General features: G+C 49.2%; 29 protein-coding genes, 1 pseudogene and 1 other annotated feature. Of the genes and pseudogenes, 25 read left to right on the top strand and 5 right to left on the bottom strand.

Annotated features, from left to right (window positions below; genetic code table 11):
- Positions 1 to 36 precede the first annotated feature (36 nt).
- The gene (locus tag KNO98_RS09580) at positions 37 to 621 is read left to right on the top strand and encodes a Maf family protein (RefSeq protein ID WP_214700665.1); all 585 of its coding nucleotides are present in this window, start codon (positions 37 to 39) and stop codon (positions 619 to 621) included.
- Between the two features lie 26 nt (positions 622 to 647).
- On the top strand, positions 648 to 1,271 hold the full coding sequence (gene radC / locus KNO98_RS09585; protein WP_251130005.1) for a RadC family protein: 624 nt from the start codon (positions 648 to 650) through the stop codon (positions 1,269 to 1,271).
- A 98-nt stretch (positions 1,272 to 1,369) separates the two neighbouring features.
- Here the strand turns inward: radC and KNO98_RS09590 are convergent, their stop codons facing one another.
- The gene (locus KNO98_RS09590) at positions 1,370 to 1,687 is read right to left on the bottom strand and encodes a hypothetical protein (protein WP_214700666.1); all 318 of its coding nucleotides are present in this window, start codon (positions 1,685 to 1,687) and stop codon (positions 1,370 to 1,372) included.
- A gap of 256 nt (positions 1,688 to 1,943) precedes the next feature.
- On the opposite strand from KNO98_RS09590, the gene KNO98_RS09595 reads away from it, so the two are divergent.
- The 15 genes from KNO98_RS09595 to KNO98_RS09665 all read left to right on the top strand — a co-directional run bounded on the left by KNO98_RS09595 (position 1,944) and on the right by KNO98_RS09665 (position 13,299).
- Positions 1,944 to 2,141, top strand: coding sequence for a hypothetical protein (locus KNO98_RS09595; RefSeq protein WP_214700667.1), 198 nt, complete (start codon positions 1,944 to 1,946; stop codon positions 2,139 to 2,141).
- A 72-nt stretch (positions 2,142 to 2,213) separates the two neighbouring features.
- Positions 2,214 to 3,044, top strand: a complete 831-nt coding sequence (locus tag KNO98_RS09600; RefSeq protein ID WP_214700668.1) for a DUF2785 domain-containing protein — start codon at positions 2,214 to 2,216, stop codon at positions 3,042 to 3,044.
- Between the two features lie 75 nt (positions 3,045 to 3,119).
- A complete protein-coding gene (locus KNO98_RS09605; RefSeq protein WP_214700669.1) occupies positions 3,120 to 3,560 on the top strand; it encodes a hypothetical protein in 441 nt (146 codons plus the stop codon).
- A gap of 198 nt (positions 3,561 to 3,758) precedes the next feature.
- The gene (locus KNO98_RS09610; protein ID WP_026826473.1) at positions 3,759 to 4,796 is read left to right on the top strand and encodes a rod shape-determining protein; all 1,038 of its coding nucleotides are present in this window, start codon (positions 3,759 to 3,761) and stop codon (positions 4,794 to 4,796) included.
- A gap of 13 nt (positions 4,797 to 4,809) precedes the next feature.
- Positions 4,810 to 5,700: a rod shape-determining protein MreC gene (gene mreC / locus KNO98_RS09615; RefSeq protein ID WP_026826472.1), complete on the top strand. Its 891-nt coding sequence runs from the start codon at positions 4,810 to 4,812 to the stop codon at positions 5,698 to 5,700.
- A 1-nt stretch (position 5,701) separates the two neighbouring features.
- Positions 5,702 to 6,196 carry a rod shape-determining protein MreD gene (mreD, locus tag KNO98_RS09620; RefSeq protein ID WP_051546024.1) on the top strand — a complete coding sequence of 165 codons (495 nt, stop codon included), beginning with the start codon at positions 5,702 to 5,704 and terminating at the stop codon, positions 6,194 to 6,196.
- Positions 6,197 to 6,201: 5 nt separating this feature from the next.
- Positions 6,202 to 6,870 (top strand): septum site-determining protein MinC, encoded by a 669-nt coding sequence (locus tag KNO98_RS09625; RefSeq protein ID WP_251129446.1) that lies wholly within the window; start codon positions 6,202 to 6,204, stop codon positions 6,868 to 6,870.
- 5 nt (positions 6,871 to 6,875) lie between these two features.
- Positions 6,876 to 7,733, top strand: coding sequence for a septum site-determining protein MinD (gene minD / locus KNO98_RS09630; RefSeq protein ID WP_051545985.1), 858 nt, complete (start codon positions 6,876 to 6,878; stop codon positions 7,731 to 7,733).
- A 43-nt stretch (positions 7,734 to 7,776) separates the two neighbouring features.
- Positions 7,777 to 9,102 carry a ribonuclease E/G gene (locus tag KNO98_RS09635; protein ID WP_214700671.1) on the top strand — a complete coding sequence of 442 codons (1,326 nt, stop codon included), beginning with the start codon at positions 7,777 to 7,779 and terminating at the stop codon, positions 9,100 to 9,102.
- A 55-nt stretch (positions 9,103 to 9,157) separates the two neighbouring features.
- Positions 9,158 to 9,231: a sequence feature (ribosomal protein L21 leader region), on the top strand.
- A gap of 15 nt (positions 9,232 to 9,246) precedes the next feature.
- Complete coding sequence (rplU, locus tag KNO98_RS09640) at positions 9,247 to 9,555, top strand: 50S ribosomal protein L21 (protein ID WP_026826467.1); 309 nt, start codon at positions 9,247 to 9,249, stop codon at positions 9,553 to 9,555.
- Positions 9,556 to 9,558: 3 nt separating this feature from the next.
- Complete coding sequence (locus KNO98_RS09645) at positions 9,559 to 9,894, top strand: ribosomal-processing cysteine protease Prp (protein WP_214700672.1); 336 nt, start codon at positions 9,559 to 9,561, stop codon at positions 9,892 to 9,894.
- Positions 9,895 to 9,906: 12 nt separating this feature from the next.
- Positions 9,907 to 10,188: a 50S ribosomal protein L27 gene (rpmA, locus tag KNO98_RS09650; protein ID WP_026826465.1), complete on the top strand. Its 282-nt coding sequence runs from the start codon at positions 9,907 to 9,909 to the stop codon at positions 10,186 to 10,188.
- A 66-nt stretch (positions 10,189 to 10,254) separates the two neighbouring features.
- Positions 10,255 to 10,695 (top strand): Spo0B domain-containing protein, encoded by a 441-nt coding sequence (locus KNO98_RS09655; protein ID WP_026826464.1) that lies wholly within the window; start codon positions 10,255 to 10,257, stop codon positions 10,693 to 10,695.
- Positions 10,696 to 11,985, top strand: coding sequence for a GTPase ObgE (obgE, locus tag KNO98_RS09660; protein WP_026826463.1), 1,290 nt, complete (start codon positions 10,696 to 10,698; stop codon positions 11,983 to 11,985). It begins immediately after the preceding gene.
- 39 nt (positions 11,986 to 12,024) lie between these two features.
- On the top strand, positions 12,025 to 13,299 hold the full coding sequence (locus KNO98_RS09665) for a hemolysin family protein (RefSeq protein WP_026826462.1): 1,275 nt from the start codon (positions 12,025 to 12,027) through the stop codon (positions 13,297 to 13,299).
- A 43-nt stretch (positions 13,300 to 13,342) separates the two neighbouring features.
- On the opposite strand, the gene KNO98_RS09670 is transcribed toward KNO98_RS09665, so the two are convergent.
- The 4 genes from KNO98_RS09670 to KNO98_RS09685 all read right to left on the bottom strand — a co-directional run bounded on the left by KNO98_RS09670 (position 13,343) and on the right by KNO98_RS09685 (position 16,567).
- Positions 13,343 to 14,116, bottom strand: a complete 774-nt coding sequence (locus KNO98_RS09670) for an NUDIX domain-containing protein (protein WP_026826461.1) — start codon at positions 14,114 to 14,116, stop codon at positions 13,343 to 13,345.
- A 119-nt stretch (positions 14,117 to 14,235) separates the two neighbouring features.
- A complete protein-coding gene (locus tag KNO98_RS09675; protein WP_214700674.1) occupies positions 14,236 to 14,814 on the bottom strand; it encodes a DedA family protein in 579 nt (192 codons plus the stop codon).
- Positions 14,815 to 14,919: 105 nt separating this feature from the next.
- Positions 14,920 to 15,459, bottom strand: a complete 540-nt coding sequence (locus KNO98_RS09680) for a transcription repressor NadR (RefSeq protein WP_214700676.1) — start codon at positions 15,457 to 15,459, stop codon at positions 14,920 to 14,922.
- Positions 15,437 to 16,567: a cysteine desulfurase family protein gene (locus KNO98_RS09685; RefSeq protein WP_034771509.1), complete on the bottom strand. Its 1,131-nt coding sequence runs from the start codon at positions 16,565 to 16,567 to the stop codon at positions 15,437 to 15,439. Before KNO98_RS09685 ends, KNO98_RS09680 begins: the two co-directional genes overlap by 23 nt.
- Positions 16,568 to 16,662: 95 nt before the next feature.
- Between KNO98_RS09685 and KNO98_RS09690 the strand changes: the two are divergent.
- From KNO98_RS09690 to yajC, 8 genes and pseudogenes are all read left to right on the top strand, one after another.
- Positions 16,663 to 18,096 (top strand): annotated as a pseudogene (locus KNO98_RS09690) (L-aspartate oxidase).
- Positions 18,050 to 18,919, top strand: a complete 870-nt coding sequence (nadC, locus tag KNO98_RS09695; protein ID WP_214700677.1) for a carboxylating nicotinate-nucleotide diphosphorylase — start codon at positions 18,050 to 18,052, stop codon at positions 18,917 to 18,919. Before KNO98_RS09690 ends, nadC begins: the two are co-directional and overlap by 47 nt.
- Positions 18,882 to 19,961, top strand: a complete 1,080-nt coding sequence (gene nadA / locus KNO98_RS09700; protein WP_214700679.1) for a quinolinate synthase NadA — start codon at positions 18,882 to 18,884, stop codon at positions 19,959 to 19,961. Before nadC ends, nadA begins: the two co-directional genes overlap by 38 nt.
- Positions 19,962 to 20,054: 93 nt before the next feature.
- On the top strand, positions 20,055 to 20,642 hold the full coding sequence (ruvA, locus tag KNO98_RS09705) for a Holliday junction branch migration protein RuvA (RefSeq protein ID WP_015881166.1): 588 nt from the start codon (positions 20,055 to 20,057) through the stop codon (positions 20,640 to 20,642).
- Between the two features lie 10 nt (positions 20,643 to 20,652).
- The gene (gene ruvB, locus KNO98_RS09710; RefSeq protein WP_026826455.1) at positions 20,653 to 21,654 is read left to right on the top strand and encodes a Holliday junction branch migration DNA helicase RuvB; all 1,002 of its coding nucleotides are present in this window, start codon (positions 20,653 to 20,655) and stop codon (positions 21,652 to 21,654) included.
- A 3-nt stretch (positions 21,655 to 21,657) separates the two neighbouring features.
- Positions 21,658 to 22,716 (top strand): tRNA preQ1(34) S-adenosylmethionine ribosyltransferase-isomerase QueA, encoded by a 1,059-nt coding sequence (queA, locus tag KNO98_RS09715; RefSeq protein WP_214700681.1) that lies wholly within the window; start codon positions 21,658 to 21,660, stop codon positions 22,714 to 22,716.
- Entirely contained in the window at positions 22,713 to 23,858 is a 1,146-nt protein-coding gene (tgt, locus tag KNO98_RS09720; protein ID WP_026826453.1) for a tRNA guanosine(34) transglycosylase Tgt, read from the top strand. Before queA ends, tgt begins: the two co-directional genes overlap by 4 nt.
- An 84-nt stretch (positions 23,859 to 23,942) precedes the next feature.
- The gene (gene yajC, locus KNO98_RS09725; protein ID WP_026826452.1) at positions 23,943 to 24,221 is read left to right on the top strand and encodes a preprotein translocase subunit YajC; all 279 of its coding nucleotides are present in this window, start codon (positions 23,943 to 23,945) and stop codon (positions 24,219 to 24,221) included.
- Position 24,222 lies beyond the last annotated feature (1 nt).

Genomic DNA, 24,222 nt, shown 5'->3' on the forward strand with positions numbered 1-24,222 from the left:
GAACCCCGTTTTAGAATAAGAGAAGGAGTCGATACAATGAATTCAACACAGAAGCGTGTCATTCTCGCGTCGATGTCACCACGACGCACCGAGCTATTGACGAAAGCAGGAATCGAACATGAGGTCATCCCATCAACCGTGACGGAAGGGACGGACGGTCGGGAGACACCGAATGATTATGTAGCTCGTCTCGCTCGAGAGAAAGCGATGGATGTGGCAAGGCATCACCGGGATGCCATCGTCATCGGTGCGGATACGGTCGTCGTTTTGAACGGCGTCATTTTGGAGAAACCGACAGACCGGGAGGATGCGAAACGGATGCTTGAACGATTATCCGGTTCGACCCATGAAGTGCTGACGGGTGTGAGTATCATCGGTGCGACTCAAGATTTATTCGTCACGACGACGCATGTGACGTTCGCCGAGATTCCTGAAATATGGCTAGAAGATTATTTGGATTCGACAGAGCCCTACGATAAGGCTGGCGCGTATGGCATCCAAGGGTCGGGTGGTCTCTTCGTAGAAGGAATCGAAGGGGATTTTTATAATGTCGTCGGATTACCGATCCATCCGCTCGTCAAGACGCTCGAACGGCATGGGGTGACGCCTCGCTTCCTGTGAACTTGAAAGTAGGTGAAGGAATGACCATGGTGCTTGACCGTAGTGTAGAGACCGCCATCGCCAGATTGCTTCAAATCGGGGGACGGGGACCTGATCCGATGGAGACGGCACGCCGCATCTCAGACGTGTACCCGACGTTACGGGCGTTATCGCAAGCGTCTGTCCACGATTTGTGCAAAATCGAAGGGATGACGAAGAAGAAAGCAGAGCAACTCCTGGCCGCGTTTACGATTGGGATTCGGTACGTCGAGGAACCGAAAGTGAGTATGCCGACGATTCGTTCACCGCAAGACGCGTATGAGTTGTTGCGGGATGAATTGAGACTGTTGAATCAAGAACATTTCGTCTGTCTGTATCTCAACACAAAAAATCAGCTCATCGCGAGGAAGACGTTGTTCGTCGGTGGGCTCAACTCGTCCATCGTGCACCCGCGCGATGTGTTCCGCGAGGCGCTCAAGTTGTCGGCAGCGTGCTTTATCGCCGTTCACAATCATCCGAGCGGGGACGCGACCCCGAGTCGGGAAGACATCGAGGTGTCTGAACGGTTGGTCGAAGCGGGCAATATCGTCGGCATCGCCTGTCTCGACCATGTCATCATCGGGGAAGACCATTATGTCAGTATGAAGCAGCGGGGATATATGAATGGATGAGGAGTAGAGCAGGCATCGTGATGTCTGCTTTTTTGATTGATTTCATTCACATTTTCATAGAAGTATAGAATACAATGAGTAGAAAAAACTCTGATGGACTAAGGAGATACATGTTCTACATTGTTCTCGTCCGTGTAAGATTCAAGAGCTACGGAGCCGTTCGACGCTCGATAATAGTAATAGGTATTTGGATCATTTATTATTTTGACACTCACTAAGTAATTTTTTTCATTTGGAAGGTTTGCATTAAACGCGGTAATACTCATGATTTCATCTTTAGGGACTTGTTTATCTTCCACTAAATGTTCATACACCATTTCTTCTAACTGTTCCTTCTTCGAATCAATATAGAGAAACCATCCTCCAATGATTATGATGACACTTATGGATAAAGACGTGTAAATTTTCTTTTTCACTATAAATCCTCCTTTGTAAAAATTGTTGAACCACATTATTAACGATTCCTAATTCGCTTAGGGTTACTCATCTACAGTAAAGTATCAAATAGATTAAAAACATATTATCTTCACTCATTATTCAATTGTACCGATTTCGGATAATGCGTATAACCTCATTAAATTTTGGATATAGTTGGAAAACGATGAGTGGAGATATAGAATTTGAAGAGAGTAGGAATGATGATGCATGAGTTTGTTCATAGGGGGTTACCGAATGTCGCGAATCACGGTATGGAATGTGATTGGATGGGGAATTCTTATTTTCTTAGCAGTCAGTAAATCATTTTTTGGTGAGCAATTGTCGTTGATTACGACTGGGCTAGGCGGATTGATTTGTTTGATGTTGAGTTTGTGGATGATTTATTCCGGTGAAGAAGAAACATCACAACATTCGAATGGAGGGCCTGAATGAACAGCGACATCTAAACTGTCATTCGACTAAAAATCAGATGAAGAATCAAATTGAAAAGAGCGGTGTACGAATATGAATGTTTTGACGAATGATGAATTAAAAGAAACCCTTCGGATGATGAAGGAAGGGGATATGACGTATTACGAAGTCCACAAAGAAAGTATCCTCACCAGCATGGTTGATCAGATTGGATCAACGGATGGTGAACTCCGTGATCGACTCATATACACGATGTTCTTTCGCCTCATCGTTGAGCAAAAAGATATCGAAGTCGACAGGATGAGTGAACTCCTTGAGACGTCCTTGCATACTCTTTTGTTTCATAAAATTGAAGAGACACAGTCGGACGCTATCTTCACGAGAGCCTTTACGACTCTATTGATGGCTTTGATTCTGCATCGGGATGTAGAAGAGAACTTTTTGACAGAAGAGCAATTCCAACAGGCAGCAGAAGGTTTGATTCGATATCTCCAACTTGAAAGAGATACAAGAGGTTATGTCAATGGGAGGGGGTGGGCCCATTCGATTGCCCACGCGGCAGACGCGGTGGACGAACTCATCGCAAATCCGAAACTCGGTCCGGAGTCATTTCCGCAACTCTTCCACGTCATCATCAATCAAATCATGCGTTCCGACGTATTGGCGCATGACGAAGATGAACGTCTTATCCATCCGCTCCTACGTTTACTCGAACGAGGGATGGATTCTGAAATCATCCTGCGTCATGTAGAACGCCTCCCTGATCTCGTGGAGGAACGTAAACAACAACTTGATGAGGAAACGTATTGGTATGTCGTCCACAACGTGAAAATATTTTTGAAGAGTCTGTATATCCGGCTAAGTGAAGAGGATATCCATGAACCGCTACGACAGTCCATCCTCATTACATTAAAAAAATTATGACAACCTCAATAAGAATATACAGTTTTCTCCATTCGGGAAAGTGACTTTGGTAAAATGATAAATGAGGTGTTCAACATGGAAAAAATCATTTGGGTTTTGATGATCGGGATGTCACTATTCGTCAGCTACATACACTTAGAACCGACACTTTTCTCGATTGTCATGTTTATCTTGTTTTTATTTGTAAGTACGGTGCTTTTCCTTCGGTTCGACAAAGACCATTGGCTCGACCGTGTCTCACCGCTCGTCGGTATCGGGGTCGGTGCTCTATCGCTCATCGCTTATATTGGTCTAATTGTGCTCTCTTTTAACGAAATCGACCAACTCGGCATGTGGACGGTACTCGTCCGCCTCATGCTCATGTACGTCGGGATCTACCTTTTCGTCGTGACGACATCGAGCTTTTTAGCCGGAGCGACGCGACTCAAGCCGTCCCGCTTCTTTCGACCAGTATTAATTTTCTCGGTCTTCTTCTACGGGGCGATGTTACTCATCCCGCTCCAACCAGGATTGTAACCGTTCTCTTCTTAGGCAGACGCTTACTCGCGTCTGCTTTTTTGATTTGCCTTTTTACCGAAAAGAAGGCAAACTAAAAGACGGTGAGACAGGACTGAGATGCGGTTATTGTAAATAACCTGTAATCGAATGAACGTTTTCAAACATGATTTTTCCGTTATAATAAAAAATAGTGTAACGAAGAGAGGAGCAACACCTATGTTTCGTAGTTTTAACCGAGAAATCGGAATCGACCTTGGAACGGCTAACACGCTCGTTTATGTAAAAGGTCAAGGAATTGTTGTACGTGAACCGTCCGTTGTGGCGTTCCGCACTGATACAGGAAGAATTGAGGCCGTTGGTAACCAGGCCAAAGATATGATTGGACGTACTCCAGGGAACGTCTCTGCACGTCGTCCGATGAAAGACGGCGTCATCGCTGACTTTGAAACGACTGCAACGATGATTAAATACTTCATGGAACAAGCTCAAAAATCAAAAGGCGGTTTGTTCGCATCGAAGACGAACGTCATGATTTGTGTACCGAGCGGCATCACGTCTGTTGAAAAACGTGCCGTGGAAGACGCTGCTAAACAAGCAGGTGCTCGTGAAGCATATACGATCGAAGAACCGTTCGCGGCAGCAATCGGTGCAGGCCTCCCGGTTTGGGAACCGACTGGCTCGATGGTCGTCGATATCGGTGGCGGAACGACCGAAGTCGCAGTGATCTCACTCGGCGGCATCGTGACAAGCCAATCGATTCGTGTCGGTGGTGACGAAATGGATGATGCCATTATTCGTTACATCAAAAACAAGTACAACCTCATGATCGGGGAACGTACGGCCGAGACGCTCAAAATGGAAGTCGGTTCGGCGCGCATCGATGCATCGAACGAAGCGGAAAAGATGGAAATCCGTGGTCGCGACCTCGTGACAGGACTTCCGAAACAAATCGAAGTCACATCTACAGAAGTGTGTGAAGCACTTTCGGATACGGTCGAAGCGATTTTAGCAGGTGTCAAGCAGACGCTCGAACAAACACCTCCTGAACTCGCAGCTGACGTGATGGACCGCGGAATCGTCTTGACTGGTGGCGGCGCGCTCCTTAAAAACTTGGACGACGTGATTTCAGACGAGACACACATCCCGACACTCGTTGCGGATGAACCACTCGACTGCGTTGCGATTGGTACAGGGAAATCTCTTGAAATGATGGACGTCCTCCGTTCGAAATCAGGCATCTCGTCACGTCGATGAGAGGTGAGACACGATGAGCCGATTCGTACGTAATAAAAAGCTCATCATCACGCTAGTTGTACTGATCTTGTTTTTTGTCATTTTAGGGGTTTCGATTCGAGGACGATCGGAATCAGCCTGGTACCAAGACGTCACGCGTGATGTGGTCGGCACGTTCCAGCGAGTGTTCGCGGTACCAATCGGATGGATGGACTCGACGGTCTCTTCCATCTCAGACGTCCGCGATATCTACGAAGAGAACCGCCAGCTGAAAGAACATTTGGCGAAGTACGCCGAGGTATCGGTTGAAGCGGATGATTTGCGTCGTGAGAATGAGGAACTTCGAAAGATGGTCGAAGCGAAAGACAAGTCGTTACGTGACTTCGACCTCATTCCCGCGGAAGTCATCGGTCGTACACCGAACGATTGGCAACGCTACGTCACCATCAACGTCGGTTCAGAAAGAGGCGTTGAGAAAGGCATGGCCGTAACCGCGGCAAGTGGGATGGTCGGTCGTGTCATCCAGACGAGTGCCTATACGTCACAAGTTCAGTTGCTCAGCGACAACAATCGGACGAATAACGTTTCGGCTGTCGTCAAAGATGCGGATGGAAAAGCGACATATGGAACTATTGACGGATTCGATACTGAAACGAATGAATTGTTCTTCACGAAAGTATCGAATAGCGTCAAGTTGAAAGAAGGAGAACTCGTATCGACTTCTGGACTCGGGGGACGCTACCCGGCCGGACTCGTGATTGGTACAATCGAGTCGATTGAGACGGACGAATACGGCGTCTCACAAGTCGCCCGAATTAAACCGGAGGCCGACTTCAATGAGTTCTCACAAATGTACGTGATTAATCGGACACTAGACGAACCGTTTCTAACGGGTCCCGAGGAAGGAGGAGCAGCGGGTGAGTAACATGAAAGTGTTCATCGCCCTGTTCCTCCTTTTTCTTATTGAAGGAACATGGGCATCGATTTTCTCTTGGCACTATGCGACGCCGTTTCTCTTATTGACGCTCATCGGGCTGATGTTTGTCAGTCTGTACGGTCGATGGGAAACGGCGCTCGGGTTTGGTCTTGTATTCGGATTGCTGTATGACATCGTCTACACCGACTTGCTCGGAATTTACGTATTTACTTTTTCACTCATTCCTCTCTTAGCCAGCTTCGTGTTAAAATATATAGGTGAGAACTTTTTCTCCGTCACCATCACATTTACGTTTATGATTCTCGTTTTCACCGTTTCGATTTACGGGATCATGGCGGCGATTGGTGGGACGTTGATGACGATTCAAACACTATTGGTTGAACAGATTCCAGGGACGATGTTTGTCAATGCCATCGCCATCGTGATTCTTTATTATCCGATGACGCGATACGTGACGACACGACCTGTTGTGAAAAGAGGGTAGCCATGATGGAGCGTAAACGACACATTACGATTAAAGGACATCGCAACGGCATTGCCATTCACTTCAATCCGAAGAGTGGCATCGACGAGGTGCTTACGGACTTAGAAGCGACATTGCAAGAAATGGAGCCGCCGTCCGGGAAGATTGCCCTGAAGTTGCATGCAGGTACTCGTTATCTTGACGAGGAGCTGTCACGTCAAATTCGTGAGGTCGTCGCTCGTCATGGCGTTTTTTATATTGAAGACTTGTCGAGCGATGTCATGTTGACGGAAGAAGCGAAAGCGACGTACGGCAGAAAGACGTTCCACTATCACAGTGGGACGATTCGTAGCGGGCAAGTCCTGACGTTTGATGGTTCTGTGCTCGTGATTGGGGATATCAATCCCGGGTCAGAAGTCCGGGCGACAGGAAGTATCTATTGTTTAGGAACGATACGAGGAAATGTACGTGCGGGTGTCGAAGGATGGGAAGAAGCGGTGATTACCGCGAGCCTGCTCCATCCGAAATTTTTAGCAATCGGCGAACATGTTCTCACCTCCGACGACGAGGAAGAACTTCCTGAAATCGAGATGGGTTGTGCGTATCAGACGAGTAACGGGATTGAGATGACACGTCTCCGGCACGTCATGACCGGTCTGAAAGACGCATATGCAATGGAATTACAGAGAGGGTGAGTGGAATGGAGCAAGTAGTGGAGCCTGTACATACAGAAAAAGAAGTGAAAAACGGCAGAGCCATCGTCGTGACATCAGGAAAAGGGGGCGTCGGTAAGACAACGACGACCGCGAACATCGGGACGGGGCTCGCCTTGTCTGGTCACTCGGTCTGTCTCGTCGATACGGATATCGGTTTACGTAACCTCGATATCATTCTCGGACTCGACAACCGGAGCATTTATAACCTCGTCGACGTCATCACAGGGCAGTGTAAATTGAACCAGGCACTCGTTCGTGACAAACGGTTCGAGGAGATGTACCTACTCCCGGCAGCACAGTCAAAAGATAAGACATCGGTCAATCCCGAACAAGTGAAGGAGATTGTCGATCAGTTGAAGACGGAATATGATTTCGTCTTGATTGATTGTCCTGCAGGAATTGAGCAAGGATTCATGAACGCGATTGCTGGAGCGGATGAGGCGATTGTCGTCACGACACCTGAGAAGGCAGCTGTTCAGGATGCAGACCGGATCATCGGGATGCTTGAACAAGCGGAGCATATCGATGCACCAAAGCTGGTTGTCAACCGAGTCAAGAATCACCTTGTCGAGTCAGGTGATATGCTTGACATCGATGACATCATGCGGATTCTTTCGATTGACCTGCTCGGCGTCGTGATTGACGATGAGGAAGTGATTGCTGCTGCAAACCGTGGGGTCCCGGTCACGATGAACCCAGATAACTATGCCGGACAGGCGTACCGGAACATCACACGCCGTATCCTCGGCGAATCGGTCCCGCTCATGTCGATTCAGACGGACGCGGCACCGGTCGGCTTCTGGGCAAAACTGATGATGAAGTTTGGAATGAAAAAAGTGTAAAGGCAACGAAAGTTGCCTTTTTCTGTCGAAAGGAGTGATGCACATGAAGTTAATCTATGAACGCACCCCTTCGGTTGAGCGGGCGATGCTCGTGGACGGAGAACGTTTACTTGAAGTCGAGGAACGGTTTGTCGACCAACTGTCGGTCGGTACGATCGTCGAAGCTGCAATCGAACGGATTCATCCGTCGCTCGGTGCAGCCTTTTTGACGGACGGTGAGACGACGTTCTTCCTGCCGATCGCAGAGACGCTCCGTGCGCTCGCCTCTTACCCAGAGGTGCCGGCAATCGGTCAAGCTGCTATCGTCGGGGAAAAGCGACTCGTTCAAGTGACGAAAGAAGGAATCAACGGTAAGCATCATAAAGTGACAGAAAATATTCGTTTCGGCGGACGCTATCTCGTCTACTTCCCGTTTGGTCGGCGGAAATTGTTTAGTCGGAAGCTTGACCTCGTCACGCAGGATCGTCTCTCGAAGGTGCTCGAGCTTTCAGAAGAGGAAGGGGTCCTGTTTCGGACGGAAGCCGGGCAAGTGGCACCTGATGCTTTACAGGAAGAACTGAACCTTCTTCGTGAACGTGCCATGGCTGTAATCGATCAACGCTACGGTCAGGATGAGTTACTATGCGAACAATTCGTGAGGCGTCATGCAGTCGAATCGGTTCTTCTGAACGACAAAGAAGGACAAACACGGATTGAACGGTTGGAAGTGCCTGTGAAACGCCATGTCGGGAAGGGGCGTATGCCTGAGGCGAAACGTCTAGACGGGACCATCGAGAAGCTTGAGAGTCGTGCCGTCTGGCTAGACGGAGGGGCATTCGTCTTGATCGAACAAGTCGAGACGATGACTGTCATCGATGTGAATAGCGGAAAAAATGTCGCCGTCAAAGACAAGGGTCGTGCGGCCGATACCATCAATGAAGCCGCGCTTTACACGATCATGGAGCAGTTGCGCTTGCGTAACATCGGTGGCATGATCGTCATTGATTTTTTACGAGGTTCGAAAGAAGGTCAGACTCGGCTCCTTAAAAAGATGAAAGAACTTGGGGCGCGTGATTTGCGACGTGTCGAGGTGTATGGATTCACACGGATGGGCTTGTTCGAGTTGTCGAGAGAACGGACGGGACGCTCGATTCAAGATCGAATGACGTATGCCGGCAAGCCTTCGAAACTGGCCATCTTCTCACAGTTCGAACGTGCACTTCTTGATTTGAACGATCAATATGAAGCGGTCGTACTCTCGCTACCAAAAAAGTGGCACGATGCTTCTTGGCACGAATGTGACATCGAGGTGCACCTCGTTGAAGGGAATCCAGAGTTCGCCTTTTACGGGACGTCCGAAGAATGTCAGAATTTCTTATCTCGACGTTGACAATGATTAATTGAGAATGGTATTATCTATAACGTTAGTTCGTTTGGAAGCACCCAAATGGCTACAACCGCACAGAACGGGTTTTTAAAGGTTTTTGCCCTGCCCAGGATGGCGAGTCTGAGTTTAACAAGGAGGTGCACGTATATGTACGCAATCATCAAAACTGGTGGTAAGCAAATCAAAGTTGAAGCAGGTCAAGAGATCTACATCGAAAAACTCGATGCTGATGTCGAAGGTTCTGTAGAATTCGGTGAGGTTCTTTTTGTTGGTGGTGACGATGTTAAAGTCGGCGCTCCACTCGTAGAAGGAGCTAAAGTTGTCGGTACTGTGGTAAAACACGGCCGCGCTAAGAAGATCACTGTCTTCAAAATGAAAGCTAAGAAAAACTACCGTCGTAAGCAAGGTCACCGTCAGCCTTACACGAAAGTTCGCATCGAGAAAATCGAAGCGTAAGCTATGATTCGGGTCAAGGTAAGACGAGACGAAGCGAATTTGATTCGCTCTGTCGAAGTGACTGGTCATGCCAACTTTGCAGAACCTGGTTCTGACTTGGTGTGCGCCGGTGTTTCAGCCATCATATTTGGTGCCTATAACGCCGTCGAAACGTTTGCGGGTCAATCGCTTCTTGTAGAAATGGCAGATCAAACAGAGGGTGGTTACTTTTATGTCGAGACGTATCCTGACTTATCACCGCAGGATATGGAACGCACCCAACTGTTATTAGAAGGGATGCTCGTGCAGTTAGACACGATCGCCCAAAGCTACGGTGAATATATCCAAATTGAACAATAGGAGGTGGACCTCATGTTACAATTGAACCTTCAGTTCTTCGCTTCGAAAAAGGGAGTTGGTTCGACTAAAAACGGTCGTGACTCAATTTCGAAACGTCTCGGTGCAAAACGCGCTGACGGACAAACAGTTTCAGCTGGATCAATCCTTTACCGCCAACGCGGTACAAAGATTCACCCAGGTGAAAACGTTGGCCGTGGTGGCGACGACACTTTGTTTGCGAAAGTTGACGGCGTAGTACGCTATGAGCGTCTTGGTCGCGACAAGAAACAAGTGAGCGTTTACCCAGGCGCGTAAGTTGAACGACGCAGAAGACTCTAGCCACTTTTTTGGTTAGAGTCTTTTTTTCTAGGAGAGGATCAAATGGATTCAGAACAGACACTCGAGCTCTTATCGACCGTCCGTCACGAATGGATGAATCGGCTTCAATTGATCTCACTCTATGCGGCACTCGATCCGACTAAGCTCGAGGAACTTTACGAACGCTATCGGAAACAGGCTGACGAGGAGAGTGCGCTCGTTCGTCTGAACGTGCCGCAGACGAGCCTTGTCGTGATTCAAGCGAATTGGGAAGGACGGATGACGTATACGATTTCGACCGACCAACTTGCCATCGATGACGCGCGAGTGGCAGAGATGCTTGTCCGTTTATTAGAAGACACGGACGGGCCGATTCATGTGACGTTCACGGACGGACTGATGGTTCGCGTCACGGGCACTGTCCCGGCAGGTGTGAACCCATCAGCCGATGTGTACGAACAGAACGTAGATAGTACTACGTTTCACATAAAGGAGGGGAAATAAATGTTTGTCGATCAGGTTAATATTTTTGTAAAAGCTGGAGACGGCGGAAAAGGTATGGTTGCCTTCCGCCGCGAGAAGTATGTCCCAGATGGTGGACCTGCAGGTGGTGACGGTGGTCACGGTGGAGATGTCGTCTTTGAAGTAGAAGAAGGGTTACGTACACTCGTTGATTTCCGTTATTCGAAGAAGTTTATCGCCTATGATGGCGAAAAAGGGATGTCAAAAGGGATGCACGGACGTAAAGCGAAGCCGCTCATCGTCAAAGTTCCACCTGGTACCATCGTGTTCGATGCACAAACGGATACGGTCATCGCCGATTTGACAGAGCACGGACAACAAGCAACGATTGCCAAAGGTGGACGTGGTGGACGGGGGAACTGTCGTTTCGCGACACCAGCCAACCCGGCTCCTGAAATTGCAGAGAACGGAGAACCAGGTCAAGAGCGCGAGTTACGTCTCGAGTTGAAATTACTCGCTGATGTCGGACTCGTCGGCTTCCCGTCTGTCGGAAAGTCTACGCTACTCTCGGTCGTTTCATCTGCACGTCCTAAAATTGGGGCGTACCACTTCACGACGATCACACCGAATCTCGGCGTCGTCAAGACAGCGGACGATCGTAGCTTCGTCATGGCCGACCTTCCTGGTCTCATTGAAGGAGCGAGTCAAGGTGTCGGTCTCGGTCACCAATTCCTGCGTCATATCGAGCGGACGAAAGTCATCGTTCATATGATTGATATGAGCGGGATGGAAGGACGCGACCCGTTCGAGGACTACACGACAATCAACCGTGAGCTCGAGTCGTATAACTTACGCCTCCTCGAGCGTCCACAAGTCGTCGTGGCGAACAAAATGGATATGCCGGACGCAGAGGAACATCTCGAAGAGTTCAAGAAGAAGGTAGGGGACGATGTCAAAGTCTTTCCAATCTCTGCACTCGCTCAAGATGGTCTTCGCAACTTGTTGATTGAAGTGGCGAACTTCGTCGATACGACGCCTGAATTCCCACTCGATGAGCTTGAAGAGAAGACAGCGACGCCTCGTGTCGTGTATCGTTATGAGAAGGAAGAAAAAGGTTATCAAATCCACATCGATGAATACGAACGCTTCGTCATCACGGGACCACGTATCGAGAAGCTCTTCAAGATGACGAACTTCGACCATGATGAGTCAATCAAGCGATTCGCTCGTCAAATGCGTCAGATGGGCGTCGATGACGATCTTCGTAAATTGGGTGCCGAAGACGGTAGCGTCGTCGCAATCCTCGATTTCGAATTCGAATTTGTGGAGTAAAAAATTATTTGTTAAGAAGAAACGGAGTGTGAAGCTAACGTGGACCCTGTGCCCTCGTCAAGTTTAATTCTATATGCAGTTTTGATTCTATTGTCAGCGTTCTTCTCGTCATCTGAGACCGCCTTATCGAGTGTGAACCGAGTGCGGATGATTCGAATGTCAGAGGATGGGGATAAACGTGCCAAGCGCGTCCTCAGCCTTGTCGACAATTTCGATGATACGCTCTCGACAATCCTCGTCGGGAATAACATCGTCAACATCGGTTCGGCGACGGTCTCGACTACGATTGCGACTACGATCTTTACCGGAGGGACGGGACTCCTTGTTGCGACATTCGTAACGACGATTCTCATCTTGATTTTTGGTGAGATTTTACCGAAGTCTCTCGCGAAAGAATTCGCAGAGAAGTACTCGCTCGCAATCAGCGGGATTCTTGTCTTTCTTGTCAAAATCCTCAAACCGGTCACTGTTGTGTTCACAGGTCTCAAAAATGTGACATTACGTCTCATCGGGATGAAAGATAAAGAGCCATCAGTCACAGAAGAAGAGTTGAAAGTGCTCGTCGATATGGGTGAAGAAGAAGGTGTACTCGGCGAGACGGAAGCTGAGCTTGTGCACAGCGCATTTGCCTTTAACGACATTTCCGTGGATGACGTCCTGACACCACGTATTGATATTTTGGCCGTCGACATCGATGATACGCTCGATGAGATCAAAGATACGATTTTCAGTGGTGGTCATTCACGGTTACCGGTCTATAAAGACTCGATTGACAACGTCATCGGTGTCTTGTCGGAGCGAGACTTCTTGCGTTCGATGATGAGAGATGAAGTGACCGATGTCCGTTCGCTCATTCGACCGGTCACGTTCGTGTCACCGCAGACAAAACTGATTGAACTGCTTCCGATTCTCCAACAGAAACAGTCTCACATGGCTGTCGTCCTCGATGAATTCGGGGGGACAGCAGGTTTGATCACTCTAGAAGACATGCTCGAGGAACTTGTCGGTGATATTTGGGATGAGCACGACGAATCCGTCGTCTATCTCAGACGTCTCCGTGAAGGTGTGTATGAGTGTATGGCCGATATGGATGTTGATGAGTTCGCAGAAGAGATGGGAATCAAAGACCCAGACATCGATTCAAACACGATGGGTGGATGGTTCGTTGAATTGCTCGGTGACATCCCGGAGAAAGGTGCGCAAGTCATGTATGAAGACATGACGTTCACCGTCCTCCACGTGGAAAAACGTCGCGTCCGTAAGCTATTAGTGGAGACCGGCCAATCGAAGCAAGAAGACATGCAAGAAGCATAAGCAAAAGAGATGATTCGCTCATAGCGAATCATCTCTTTTTTTGTTATACCGACTGGCGTTCGATCCGTTCAATCAATTCATATGGACGTACTTTATAAATCGCGTACGGCATATAAATCGGGTCGATTGCATCAAGGAAGCGCATTTGGAAATGTTCACGCTTGATATAGTCGCCGACGTTACCCGCATCAATCGGATAGAACCCGACTTCTTGCGTCTCGCCTGCTTGCGACCTGAGCTCACCTGATACGTATTTCGCGCGGAAGGTGACACAGAGGACGCGGGATGAGACGTTTTGATAAATCCCGGTGATGCCTTCCACTTCTATTTCTGCACCAGTTTCTTCTCGCACTTCGCGATGGATGGCGTCAACGAGTGACTCATGTTCTTCGACCTGTCCACCCGGCATTTCGAACGAGTCGTTCCGATGCATGTTTTTGACGAGTAGGACCTCGCCCGCTTCGTTCGTGATATGGGCCGTCACAGAGACGATAGTACGAGGTGGCGTATAATGTCCCGTCGGCATCATGAACTCTTCGCTCGATTTGATATACAAGTCTTTTCCGAGACGGGCTCGTTTTTTCATCGCTTCTCGCCGTAACGCACTGCCTCGGTAATCCCGTTCGACTTGCTCATAATGTTCACGGTCCCGGTATTCCCATAAGGCCATGACCTCAGATTTGTCTTCCGTCACCCAGCGTCCGACAAGACGAGCGCCATGGGACGCTTGGATCGGGTAGATGTATGTATGAAAAAAGTCGGTGAATTCTTGCAGGCGTTCAGGTCGAATCGTATACGTTTTGCGACGATGGAACATGGTGATTCCTCCTTTTTCGTTGTGCGGTATCCTGTATGTATGACCGCAATTCGCTTACATAGTTCTTATTCGACAGATTTCATCGTTTCCCTTTCCAACAAAAAAAGAATCCGTCACGTTTAGGCGGATTCTTTCAAACGCTTTGGTTGGTGGCGAAAATGACGAATGACGAGGGTCGTGCCGATTCCAAATGCTAGGAATGGGAGGACATTGTCCATGAAGTGACCGATCATCCGCCAGTTATTACCGAGCATCATCCCTACATGAATAAATACGAAGGACCAGACCGCAAAAATCAATGTCGTCACTGTCAAGAATTTACGGAATGACAGACGCATCACACCGGCACTCACTGCGAACAACTGTCGCCAAAAGAGACTGAGACAGACGATCCAAGCCCCGTACTTCTCAAACCATCGTTCGGCCCGAAGTTGCTTGTCCGACCGAATTCGAAAATAGCGATACAGTTTTAAGGCGACGGGACGACCGCCGTACCGACCAATCCAATAAAGAGCGATTTGACTGAGCGTGAATGAAAACCACGCCAGTAGGAACATAAGAAAGAAAGGCGCATCATGTGAGTCAACGAGAAAACCGCCGTATGCAAGGACGAGTTCGTTCGGGATGAATTGAATCAAGATACCGATGGGGATGCTGAAGACACCGCATGCGGCAAGCAAATGCTCGAGAACGTTCATGACAAGTCCTCCTTTCAAAAGTTTCAGGAAAGATGTTCCATCCATCAGTATAACGGACATGAACCAAAAGAAAAAGAAGAGATGTCACATATTCGTGACGTCCCTTCAATCTAATTCGGATACGAGGATGCCGAGGCGGTCCAGTTCTTTCACCGCAGCATCGATTGCCTCTTTATGATCTGCTTCGAGCGTATGGATGTGTAAGCCCCCGGTCAGTTGTGAGAGCGGAGAGGCCCCATGTGTTTTGACACGTTCGAGAAAGGCGCGAACGTCGCGTCGACTCTTCACCATAAGTTGACCGGTGATAGAACCGTAAACTGGGTGATCGATGACGACGTCTTTGATCGTGACTCCTTCATCAACGATGGCGTTCATTTCTGCCTCCATCTCGTTTGCAGTGTGACGACAAGCTACCTTTTTCGAATAAGTAGACGGAGTAAGGTCCCCGTGCAAATAGACATAACCACGGGCTGTGGCGATGATTTGATGACCTTTCGCTTTTAAGAGCGACAAGTCTTGGACGATGACTTGACGACTGACAGATACGTGCCTTGCGAGTTCAGATCCTGTGATTGGTTCAGCGCTCGATTCAATCAGCTGAAGTAAAGTGCGACGGCGTTCTTCACCGGCTAAACGTTTGTTCATGATGTTCGACTCTCCTTGCTAAAGTGACGATGGCATCGGCGAGGGCCGATGTGTCTTCGACGGTCGTTTGTGCGCCGAAGGAAATACGGACGAGTCCATGGCAGGCACTCGTTTCATATCCGAGTGCTTCGAGCATGCGGTTCGGTCCATTCTGGCCGGCACGACATGCCGAACCGGCCGATACTTGGAACCCGAGATCATCGAGCTCAGTCATCCACCATTGCCCATCGCGTTGATGTGACACGAAGGAAAAGATAGCGGGACTTTGTTCGTCAAACTCGAGCCAATTGACATATCTTGAAGTCTTCTCTTTCAAGATAGCACGAAACGCCATGAAATTTCTCTGAAAACGCGTCAATTGCTCCTGTCGTTCCCCGAGTGCTTTCACGAAAGAGCTGATTCCGGGTACGTCAATCGTACCGGGACGAATCCCATATTGATGATGACCTGGATAGTATGGCGGTGGAATCAATCGTTCCATATAAAGCGCCCCCACGCCTTTTGGTCCCCCGACCTTATGGGCGCTGAACGAGTAGGCGTCGATGCCTTCGACAGAGATTGGGATTTTCCCGAGTGCCTGCACCCCATCCACATGGAAAAGGATTTTTCTGTACTTCAGTAAACATTGAATGTGATGAAGCGGTAACACCCATCCTGTGTCGGAATTGACGTGTTGGAGCGTGACGAGTCCGATGTCACGGTCAAGTAGGTGCGTAAACTGATCCAAATCAAACTTTCCATCTTTTAACTTCAAACGATGTACAATCACACCTTCCCGTTCCCATTCTTCAAGTGGAAGGGAGACCGAATCATGTTCATGCCAAGACGTAATCACTTCTTTGCCTTTCATACGTTTCCGTAAACTTGTGAGCGCGATGTAGTTACTCTCAGATCCACTTCCGGTAAACAATAATTTTCCGCGTAAGACGTCAATTCCGAGCGCTTGTTTGAATAGACGTCGTGCCTCAGTTAAATAATCTTCAGCCATATATCCTTGTGTGTGGAGTGATGATGGGTTCCCATAAACGTTTTGGGCCATAGCCACGTAATGGTCTAATGCAGCATGTGTCATTGGATGTGTAGCGGCGTAGTCGAAGTAGCGGTTCATCATGGACTCCCCTTTTCTCATGTTGTCTTCTACCCAAAATTATGCGAAACTAGTTTACAAGTCAATATTACATATGGAATACAGGTGATATACAGGTGTCTTTACACAAAGAGAGAACTGACATTTTGATTATTGGTACTGGACTTGCCGCCGTTACAACGGCCTTGCATGTGCCAGGTTCTTTATCTATTCTCCTCGTTTCAAAAGGCGGGGTGACGGAGAGTAACTCAGATTTGGCACAAGGAGGAATTGCGAGTTCGTATCTTGAGGAGACGAGTGAGGCACATAAAGAAGACACGATGTTCGCTTCAAACATGACATCGTGCTCAGCACGAGTAGACATTCTCGTCGAAGAAGGTCGTCAATCGATTGAAGAGATGGAGCGATTTGGTGTCCGATTTGATCTTGAAGAGGGCGAGTATGCCCTCGGACGAGAAGGCGCACATCGAGCGCATCGAATTTTTCATGCCGGTGGCGACGAGACGGGTCGCCATGTCATGCGACAATTACGTCAGTCGTTGTCAGACAACGTGAAAATACTCGAACACGTCCTCGTACATGACCTGGTGATGAAAGAAGGACGAGTCGTCGGTGCGATGGCGTTTCATAAAGAAGAAGTCCTACACATTGAAGCCGGTGCTGTCGTGTTGGCGACAGGTGGCATTGGTGGACTGATCGATTGGACTTCAAACGCGCATACCGTGACCGGCGATGGTCTCGTTCTGGCAAATCGATGTGGTGCTAAGCTGACACACTTACAGCGGATTCAATTTCACCCCACATAACTGGCGACCGATGAGCCTCACCTCGTGACCGAGGCGCTCCGAGGAGCCGGGGCGACACTCGTTGATGAGGAAGGAAACCATGTGATGGCGCATCATCCGCTTGGCAGTCTCGCTCCTCGAGATGAGGTGGCTCGGGTCCTGACTGAACAAGCGGGACCTGTTTATCTAGATACGACGACAGTGAAACGACTACGAGACCGCTTCCCGAAACTCGCTTTGACATGCGACAAGCTTGGGATTGATTGTCACCGGATTCCGGTACGTCCAGGTCTTCATTTTCATATGGGTGGAATCGAAGTGGATGACATGGGAAGAACCGGCGTTGATGGATTATACGCAGTCGGTGAAGTCGCGGATACAGGAGTCCATGGGAGGAATCGGTTGGCTTCGAACTCGCTTCTTGAATGTTGGGTGTTCGGGAAACGGGTCGCGCGAGCGCTTCAGTTACATGACTCATCCTTTACGTCAAGTGAGACGGTGGCTTACGACATCAAACCGGATGACTTCCGAACGTTACGTCATCAAATCGGTAAATGGTTGACAATCTCACCAAGTCTTGAAGAAATGAAATGTTTCTTACAAAATACCCAATCATTGACCTTGACGAAACACGTGACAAGACAATTAAGTGAACAAACTTTACAACTCGATGCAGCGCGTCTCCTCGCGCAAAGCATCCTTGAAATGGAGAGGTATGATGAACACGATTTATCTACGCGAACAGCTGCAGAACTTTTTGATTGAAGACATCGGATTTGGCGATTTATCGAGTGCATTGATTGATCCGGATGATGAATCGGTCGCAACAATCGTTGCGAAAGAAGAAGGGATCTTTTGCGGAAAACCAATCGTTCAAGAACTTGCTACGATTCAGCAGTTTGATGTCTTGTTCTGCCAAGAAGACGGTCATCAAATCGCGATCGGCGACGAACTGATCGTCTTGAAAGGAAAGACACGTGTCCTTTTAGAGACGGAGCGCGTCCTATTGAATGTGATTCAACACGTGAGTGGTGTTGCGACCTTGACACGTCAGTGCGTTGATTCTCTCAATGACGAATCCATTCACGTGACCGATACACGGAAGACGACCCCGGGCCTTCGTATGCTTGAGAAGTATGCGGTTCGTGTCGGCGGCGGCTATAACCATCGACTCCGACTCGACGATGCCGTCATGATCAAAGACAACCATATCGTCGCACTCGGTGGTGTGACAGAGGCCATTCATGCCGCACGCGCTAAAGTGGGGCATACGACTCCGATTGAAGTCGAGGTCGAGACGTTCACTCAGCTCTTAGAGGCGATTCCGGCGAATCCAGATATTGTGATGCTTGATAATTGTAAACCGGATGAATTGAGAGAATGGGTCCGGTATATCCCACGTCATATCAAAACCGAGGTGTCCGGAGGCATCACGATCGATTCGATTGCCGCATACAAAGGAATTCGCATCGATGTGATCTCCCTCGGGCAATTGACCCATTCAGTGCGCGCGCTTGACTGCAGTATGAATTTACAAGGAGGAATGAAATATGCAACTACTCGGAACACTTCCGCCGACGTACGCTAACCTTTCGGTGGAAGAAATGGAGACGCGGATTCAGGCAGTCAAAGACCGACTCGGGAAGCGACTGTTCTTGCCAGCACATCATTATCAAAAAGACGAAGTCGTCCAGTTCGCAGACGCGACAGGAGATTCGCTCCAGCTCGCGCGACTCGCAGAACAGATGAGCGAGGCGGAATTCATCGTCTTTTGTGGTGTCCATTTCATGGCAGAGACGGCTGATATGTTGACGCGGGACGACCAGATTGTCGTCTTGCCCGATATGCGTGCCGGTTGTTCGATGGCAGACATGGCCGATATCGATCAGACGGAGATTGCCTGGGAAGAACTGACGGAACGATTTGGAGAAGGAATCATCCCGATTACATACGTCAATTCAACAGCGGCCATCAAAGCGTTCGTCGGTCGTCACGGTGGGGCGACCGTCACTTCGTCAAACGCTCATGAAATTGTCAAATGGGCACTTGAGGCCGGCGAACGAATTTTATTTCTTCCGGATCAACACCTTGGTCGGAACACGGCGTATGACCTCGGGGTCCCGCTCGAGGCGATGGCCGTCTGGGACCCACTTCACGAAGAATTGGTTGCGGAAGGCGAGCTAGAACAAATTCGGGTCATCCTTTGGAAAGGACACTGTTCCGTCCATGAGAAGTTCACCGTCTCGCAAATTCAGACGTTTCGTGAACGCGAACCGGACCGCCGCATCATCGTTCATCCGGAATGTACGTTTGACGTCGTTCAGGCAGCGGATGAGGCGGGATCGACATCGTATATCATCGACAAGATTGATGCGAGTGCGCCGGGGACGAAATGGGCGGTCGGAACGGAGATGAACCTCGTCAACCGTTTGGCGGCCACGTACCCACATCTTGATATCGTCTCATTGAACCCGTTCATGTGTCCGTGCCTCACGATGAATCGAATCGACTTGCAACATCTACTTTGGTCGCTTGAATCACTCGAGACCGATCCAGTGAATGTGATTCGTGTCGATGCTGACACGACAGAATTGTCGAAACGTGCGCTTGAACGGATGCTGGTACGGTAATCGCTTCAGGACAGGTAAACGCCTGTCCTTTTTTCGTGTCGTCCGTTATGGTACAATAAATGCAGTTTTTCCGACCGAAAAGGAGAGTACACCGTGATTGAATTCGTAAAAGGACCCGTCGCCTATGTGTGTGCGGAATATATAACGTTAGATGTTTCGGGCGTCGGCTACAAAGTACATGTGCCTAACCCGTTTTTTTATCGTGAACAAGACGAACATGTAATCGTGTTTACGCATCATTACGTGCGTGAAGACCAACAGACGCTATACGGTTTCCGGTCACGCCGCGAGCGGGAGCTTTTCAATAAGCTTCTTAGCGTCAGCGGGATTGGACCAAAAGGAGCGCTCGCCATCGTAGCATCTGGAGATATCGATGCGTTGATTGACGCAATTGAAACCGAGAATGAGAAGTATTTGACGAAGTTCCCGGGAGTCGGGAAGAAGACGGCTAAACAGATGGCCCTCGACCTAAAAGGGAAGCTATCCGAGCTCGCACCGGATTACGTGCCGAACGAAGGGTTGTTCGCACAAGGTGCATCAGAACTAGACGAGGCGTGTGAGGCGCTCGTCGCACTCGGATATTCTGAACGAGAGATTGCGAAAGTACGCAAAGCATTGAGCGGGGAGATCTTGACGACCGACGCGTACATAAAACGCGCGCTACAGCTGTTACTGAAATAAGGAGGAAGCTATGGACGAACGATTGTTGTCACAATCTCATCAGCAATATGAAGACTCTGAAGAGTGGAGCTTACGTCCGCAGCGCTTCGAGCAATATATCGGGCAAGAAAAAGCGAAAGGCAATTTGTCGGTCTTCATTCAAGCCGCCAAACTTCGCAGTGAGACGCTCGACCACGTATTGTTATACGGACCACCTGGACTTGGAAAGACGACACTTGCCCAAATCATCGCCAACGAGATGGGCGTCGGGATCAAGACGACCGCTGGCCCTGCGATCGAACGACCAGGTGATTTGGCGGCAATCCTCTCGACACTTGAACCGGGAGACGTCTTATTCATCGACGAGATTCACCGGTTGAGCCGGACAATCGAAGAGATTCTCTATCCAGCGATGGAGGACTACTGTCTCGACATCGTCTACGGGCAAGGCGAGATGGCACGAAGTGTGCGCATCGACCTGCCACCGTTCACGCTTGTCGGAGCGACGACAAGGGCCGGAATGTTGTCGGCACCACTTCGTGACCGTTTCGGCGTCACACTGAAGCTTGAATATTATGAACCGCATGAATTAGCGGCCATTGTCAGTCGGACGGCACAGTTGTTCCGTCTCTCGATATCACCTGAGGCGAGCGGAGCGATTGCGAAACGATCGCGCGGGACGCCACGAATCGCGAACCGGTTATTGCGACGTGTTCGTGATTTCGCACAAGTGGCTGGAACGAAAGAAATCGACCCCGTGCTCGCATCCGACGCGCTCGACCGTCTTCACGTCGATGCGCTCGGTCTCGATGAAGTCGATCACCGGTTACTTCGGTCCATGGTCGAACGGTTCGGAGGTGGACCGGTCGGACTCGAGACGCTCGCCGCTACGATCGGTGAGGATGCTCAGACGATTGAAGACGTCTATGAGCCCTATTTATTACAACAAGGATTCTTGCAGCGCACGCCGCGAGGACGCATGATTACACAGTTTGCCAAGTCGCATTTTGGTTATGTTGAGGAAGAGGAGTAAGGTATGCAAGACATTCAATTAAACGTAAACGATTATGATTTTGAATTACCGGAAGAGTTGATCGCACAAGTCCCGTTACTCGATCGAACAAGCTCACGACTGCTCGTATTGGACCGTGAGACAGGAGACATCGAGCATCGTCATTTCCGTGACGTGCTCGATTACTTGAACGAGGGGGATGCGCTCGTCGTCAACGATTCACGCGTCTTACCGGCACGTCTTTTCGGTGCGAAACAAGAGACGGGTGGGAAAGTCGAACTGCTCTTATTGAAGCAGACGGAAGACGATGTGTGGGAAGCACTCGTCAAACCTGCAAAAAAAGTACGCATCGGTGCCATCGTCGAGTTCGGCAACGGAATTCTCCGCGCAGAATGCGTCGAGGAGCTCCCGGAAGGAGGACGTCGTTTCAAGTTTGACTACGACGGGATTTTCTATGAAATTTTAGACGAGCTCGGTACAATGCCACTCCCGCCGTATATTCGCGAACAACTCGACGACCAGGACCGATACCAAACGGTCTATGCACGAGAACGAGGCAGTGCAGCGGCACCGACAGCGGGTCTTCATTTCACAGAAGAATTACTTGAGGCAGCCAAAAGGAAAGGCGTTCGGTTGATTCCACTCACACTACACGTGGGTCTCGGTACGTTCCGTCCAGTGACGGCTGATTCGATTGAAGAACATACGATGCATAGCGAATATTTTGAGTTGTCAGCAGAGTCCGCAACAGCGCTCCAAGATGTTCGAGCTCAAGGTGGTCGCATCTTTGCGGTTGGGACGACGTCGACGCGGACGCTCGAGACAATCATGCGAGACCATGGGGACTTCGTCGAGTCATCGGGCTGGACGGATATCTTTATTTACCCTGGTGTGGAGTTGAAGGCAATCGATGGATTGATCACGAACTTCCACTTGCCTAAATCGACACTCGTCATGCTCGTCTCGGCATTCGCGACGCGCGACATCATCTTAAACGCTTATCGGACTGCGGTCGCAGAACGATACCGCTTCTTCAGCTTTGGAGATGCGATGCTCATCACGAGGAAGGAAGTAACAAAATGACAAAACATGCAGTCACATACGAACACATTCACACATGTAAACAGACCGGAGCGCGGCACGGGATCGTCCATACGCCGCATGGCTCATTCGAGACACCGGTCTTCATGCCGGTTGGAACGCAAGCGAGCGTTAAAACGATGGCACCAGAACAAGTCAAGGCGATGGGCGCGAACATCATCTTGTCGAACACGTACCATCTATGGGTACGTCCGGGCCATGACGTCATCAAACAAGCCGGTGGTCTTCATAAATTCATGAACTGGGATGGCGCGATTCTAACGGACTCGGGCGGCTTTCAAGTATTCTCTCTCGCTGATCTTCGAAACATCCAAGAAGAAGGTGTCCATTTCCGCAATCACTTGAACGGAGACAAGTTGTTCTTGTCACCTGAGAAAGCGATGGAGATTCAAAACGCGCTCGGGTCGGATATTATGATGGCATTTGATGAGTGCCCGCCATATCCAGCGACACATGAATACATGAAGAAGTCGGTCGAACGTACGAGCCGTTGGGCAGAACGTTGCCTCGAGGCACACGAACGTCCAGAAGACCAAGCGCTCTTCGGTATTATTCAAGGTGGAGAATATGAAGATCTTCGTCGTCAAAGCGCGCAAGACCTTGTCTCACTCGATTTCCCAGGATATGCGGTAGGAGGTCTCTCGGTCGGTGAACCGAAAGACGTTATGTATCGTGCCCTTGAATTCACGACACCTCTCATGCCTGAAAACAAACCACGCTATTTGATGGGTGTCGGCTCGCCAGATGCATTGATTGAAGGATCGATTCGTGGAATCGACATGTTCGATTGCGTCCTTCCGACACGAATCGCGCGTAACGGGACGCTCATGACATCAAAAGGTCGTGTCACGATTAAACAAGCAAAATATAAGACAGACTTCGGTCCAATCGATGAGAAGTGTGACTGTAACACGTGTAAAAATTATTCGCGTGCGTATGTCCATCACTTGATTCGAGCGGAAGAGATGTTCGGACTTCACTTGTGCACGACACATAACCTTCACTTCCTCGTGAAGTTGATGGAGCAGGTTCGTCAAGCGATTCGTGAAGACCGTTTGCTCGATTTCAAAGAAGAGTTCTTCGAAGAATACGGTTACAACAAGCCGAACGCGAAGAATTTCTAAGAAATCGTGTCGGACATTATGTGACATTGTTTCAGTTTCACGGTATAATGAACCTGATATTGAAGGAAAGGGTGAATGTTACACATGGAAACACTCGTTGCGTTATTACCAATGATCTTGATTTTCGTCGTATTTTACTTCCTTTTGATTCGTCCACAGACGAAACGCCAAAAAGAAGTACAATCGATGCAAAACGCCCTCGAGCGTGGCGACAGCGTTGTCACAATCGGCGGTTTACACGGCGTCGTTCATCAAATCGAAGACACACATGTCGTTTTGAAATGCGACCAGTCGCTTCTACGCTTCAACCGAAGTGCAGTGGCAGAAGTCGTGAAAAAAGCGAATGCCTCATTTGAGGAATAAG

It is taken from the genome of Exiguobacterium sp. s57, from assembly GCF_018617685.1.
Taxonomy (GTDB): domain Bacteria; phylum Bacillota; class Bacilli; order Exiguobacteriales; family Exiguobacteriaceae; genus Exiguobacterium; species Exiguobacterium marinum.

What these genes read in the sequence shown, in the direction of transcription:
- KNO98_RS09580 (WP_214700665.1), top strand. Translation starts at nt 37, where the DNA reads ATGAATTCAACACAGAAGCGTGTCATTCTCGCGTCGATGTCACCACGA.
- radC (WP_251130005.1), top strand. Translation starts at nt 648, where the DNA reads ATGGTGCTTGACCGTAGTGTAGAGACCGCCATCGCCAGATTGCTTCAA.
- KNO98_RS09595 (WP_214700667.1), top strand. Translation starts at nt 1,944, where the DNA reads ATGTCGCGAATCACGGTATGGAATGTGATTGGATGGGGAATTCTTATT.
- KNO98_RS09600 (WP_214700668.1), top strand. Translation starts at nt 2,214, where the DNA reads ATGAATGTTTTGACGAATGATGAATTAAAAGAAACCCTTCGGATGATG.
- KNO98_RS09605 (WP_214700669.1), top strand. Translation starts at nt 3,120, where the DNA reads ATGGAAAAAATCATTTGGGTTTTGATGATCGGGATGTCACTATTCGTC.
- KNO98_RS09610 (WP_026826473.1), top strand. Translation starts at nt 3,759, where the DNA reads ATGTTTCGTAGTTTTAACCGAGAAATCGGAATCGACCTTGGAACGGCT.
- mreC (WP_026826472.1), top strand. Translation starts at nt 4,810, where the DNA reads ATGAGCCGATTCGTACGTAATAAAAAGCTCATCATCACGCTAGTTGTA.
- mreD (WP_051546024.1), top strand. Translation starts at nt 5,702, where the DNA reads ATGAAAGTGTTCATCGCCCTGTTCCTCCTTTTTCTTATTGAAGGAACA.
- KNO98_RS09625 (WP_251129446.1), top strand. Translation starts at nt 6,202, where the DNA reads ATGGAGCGTAAACGACACATTACGATTAAAGGACATCGCAACGGCATT.
- minD (WP_051545985.1), top strand. Translation starts at nt 6,876, where the DNA reads ATGGAGCAAGTAGTGGAGCCTGTACATACAGAAAAAGAAGTGAAAAAC.
- KNO98_RS09635 (WP_214700671.1), top strand. Translation starts at nt 7,777, where the DNA reads ATGAAGTTAATCTATGAACGCACCCCTTCGGTTGAGCGGGCGATGCTC.
- rplU (WP_026826467.1), top strand. Translation starts at nt 9,247, where the DNA reads ATGTACGCAATCATCAAAACTGGTGGTAAGCAAATCAAAGTTGAAGCA.
- KNO98_RS09645 (WP_214700672.1), top strand. Translation starts at nt 9,559, where the DNA reads ATGATTCGGGTCAAGGTAAGACGAGACGAAGCGAATTTGATTCGCTCT.
- rpmA (WP_026826465.1), top strand. Translation starts at nt 9,907, where the DNA reads ATGTTACAATTGAACCTTCAGTTCTTCGCTTCGAAAAAGGGAGTTGGT.
- KNO98_RS09655 (WP_026826464.1), top strand. Translation starts at nt 10,255, where the DNA reads ATGGATTCAGAACAGACACTCGAGCTCTTATCGACCGTCCGTCACGAA.
- obgE (WP_026826463.1), top strand. Translation starts at nt 10,696, where the DNA reads ATGTTTGTCGATCAGGTTAATATTTTTGTAAAAGCTGGAGACGGCGGA.
- KNO98_RS09670 (WP_026826461.1), bottom strand. Translation starts at nt 14,116, where the DNA reads ATGTTCCATCGTCGCAAAACGTATACGATTCGACCTGAACGCCTGCAA.
- KNO98_RS09675 (WP_214700674.1), bottom strand. Translation starts at nt 14,814, where the DNA reads ATGAACGTTCTCGAGCATTTGCTTGCCGCATGCGGTGTCTTCAGCATC.
- KNO98_RS09680 (WP_214700676.1), bottom strand. Translation starts at nt 15,459, where the DNA reads ATGAACAAACGTTTAGCCGGTGAAGAACGCCGTCGCACTTTACTTCAG.
- KNO98_RS09685 (WP_034771509.1), bottom strand. Translation starts at nt 16,567, where the DNA reads ATGAACCGCTACTTCGACTACGCCGCTACACATCCAATGACACATGCT.
- nadC (WP_214700677.1), top strand. Translation starts at nt 18,050, where the DNA reads ATGAACACGATTTATCTACGCGAACAGCTGCAGAACTTTTTGATTGAA.
- nadA (WP_214700679.1), top strand. Translation starts at nt 18,882, where the DNA reads ATGCAACTACTCGGAACACTTCCGCCGACGTACGCTAACCTTTCGGTG.
- ruvB (WP_026826455.1), top strand. Translation starts at nt 20,653, where the DNA reads ATGGACGAACGATTGTTGTCACAATCTCATCAGCAATATGAAGACTCT.
- queA (WP_214700681.1), top strand. Translation starts at nt 21,658, where the DNA reads ATGCAAGACATTCAATTAAACGTAAACGATTATGATTTTGAATTACCG.
- tgt (WP_026826453.1), top strand. Translation starts at nt 22,713, where the DNA reads ATGACAAAACATGCAGTCACATACGAACACATTCACACATGTAAACAG.
- yajC (WP_026826452.1), top strand. Translation starts at nt 23,943, where the DNA reads ATGGAAACACTCGTTGCGTTATTACCAATGATCTTGATTTTCGTCGTA.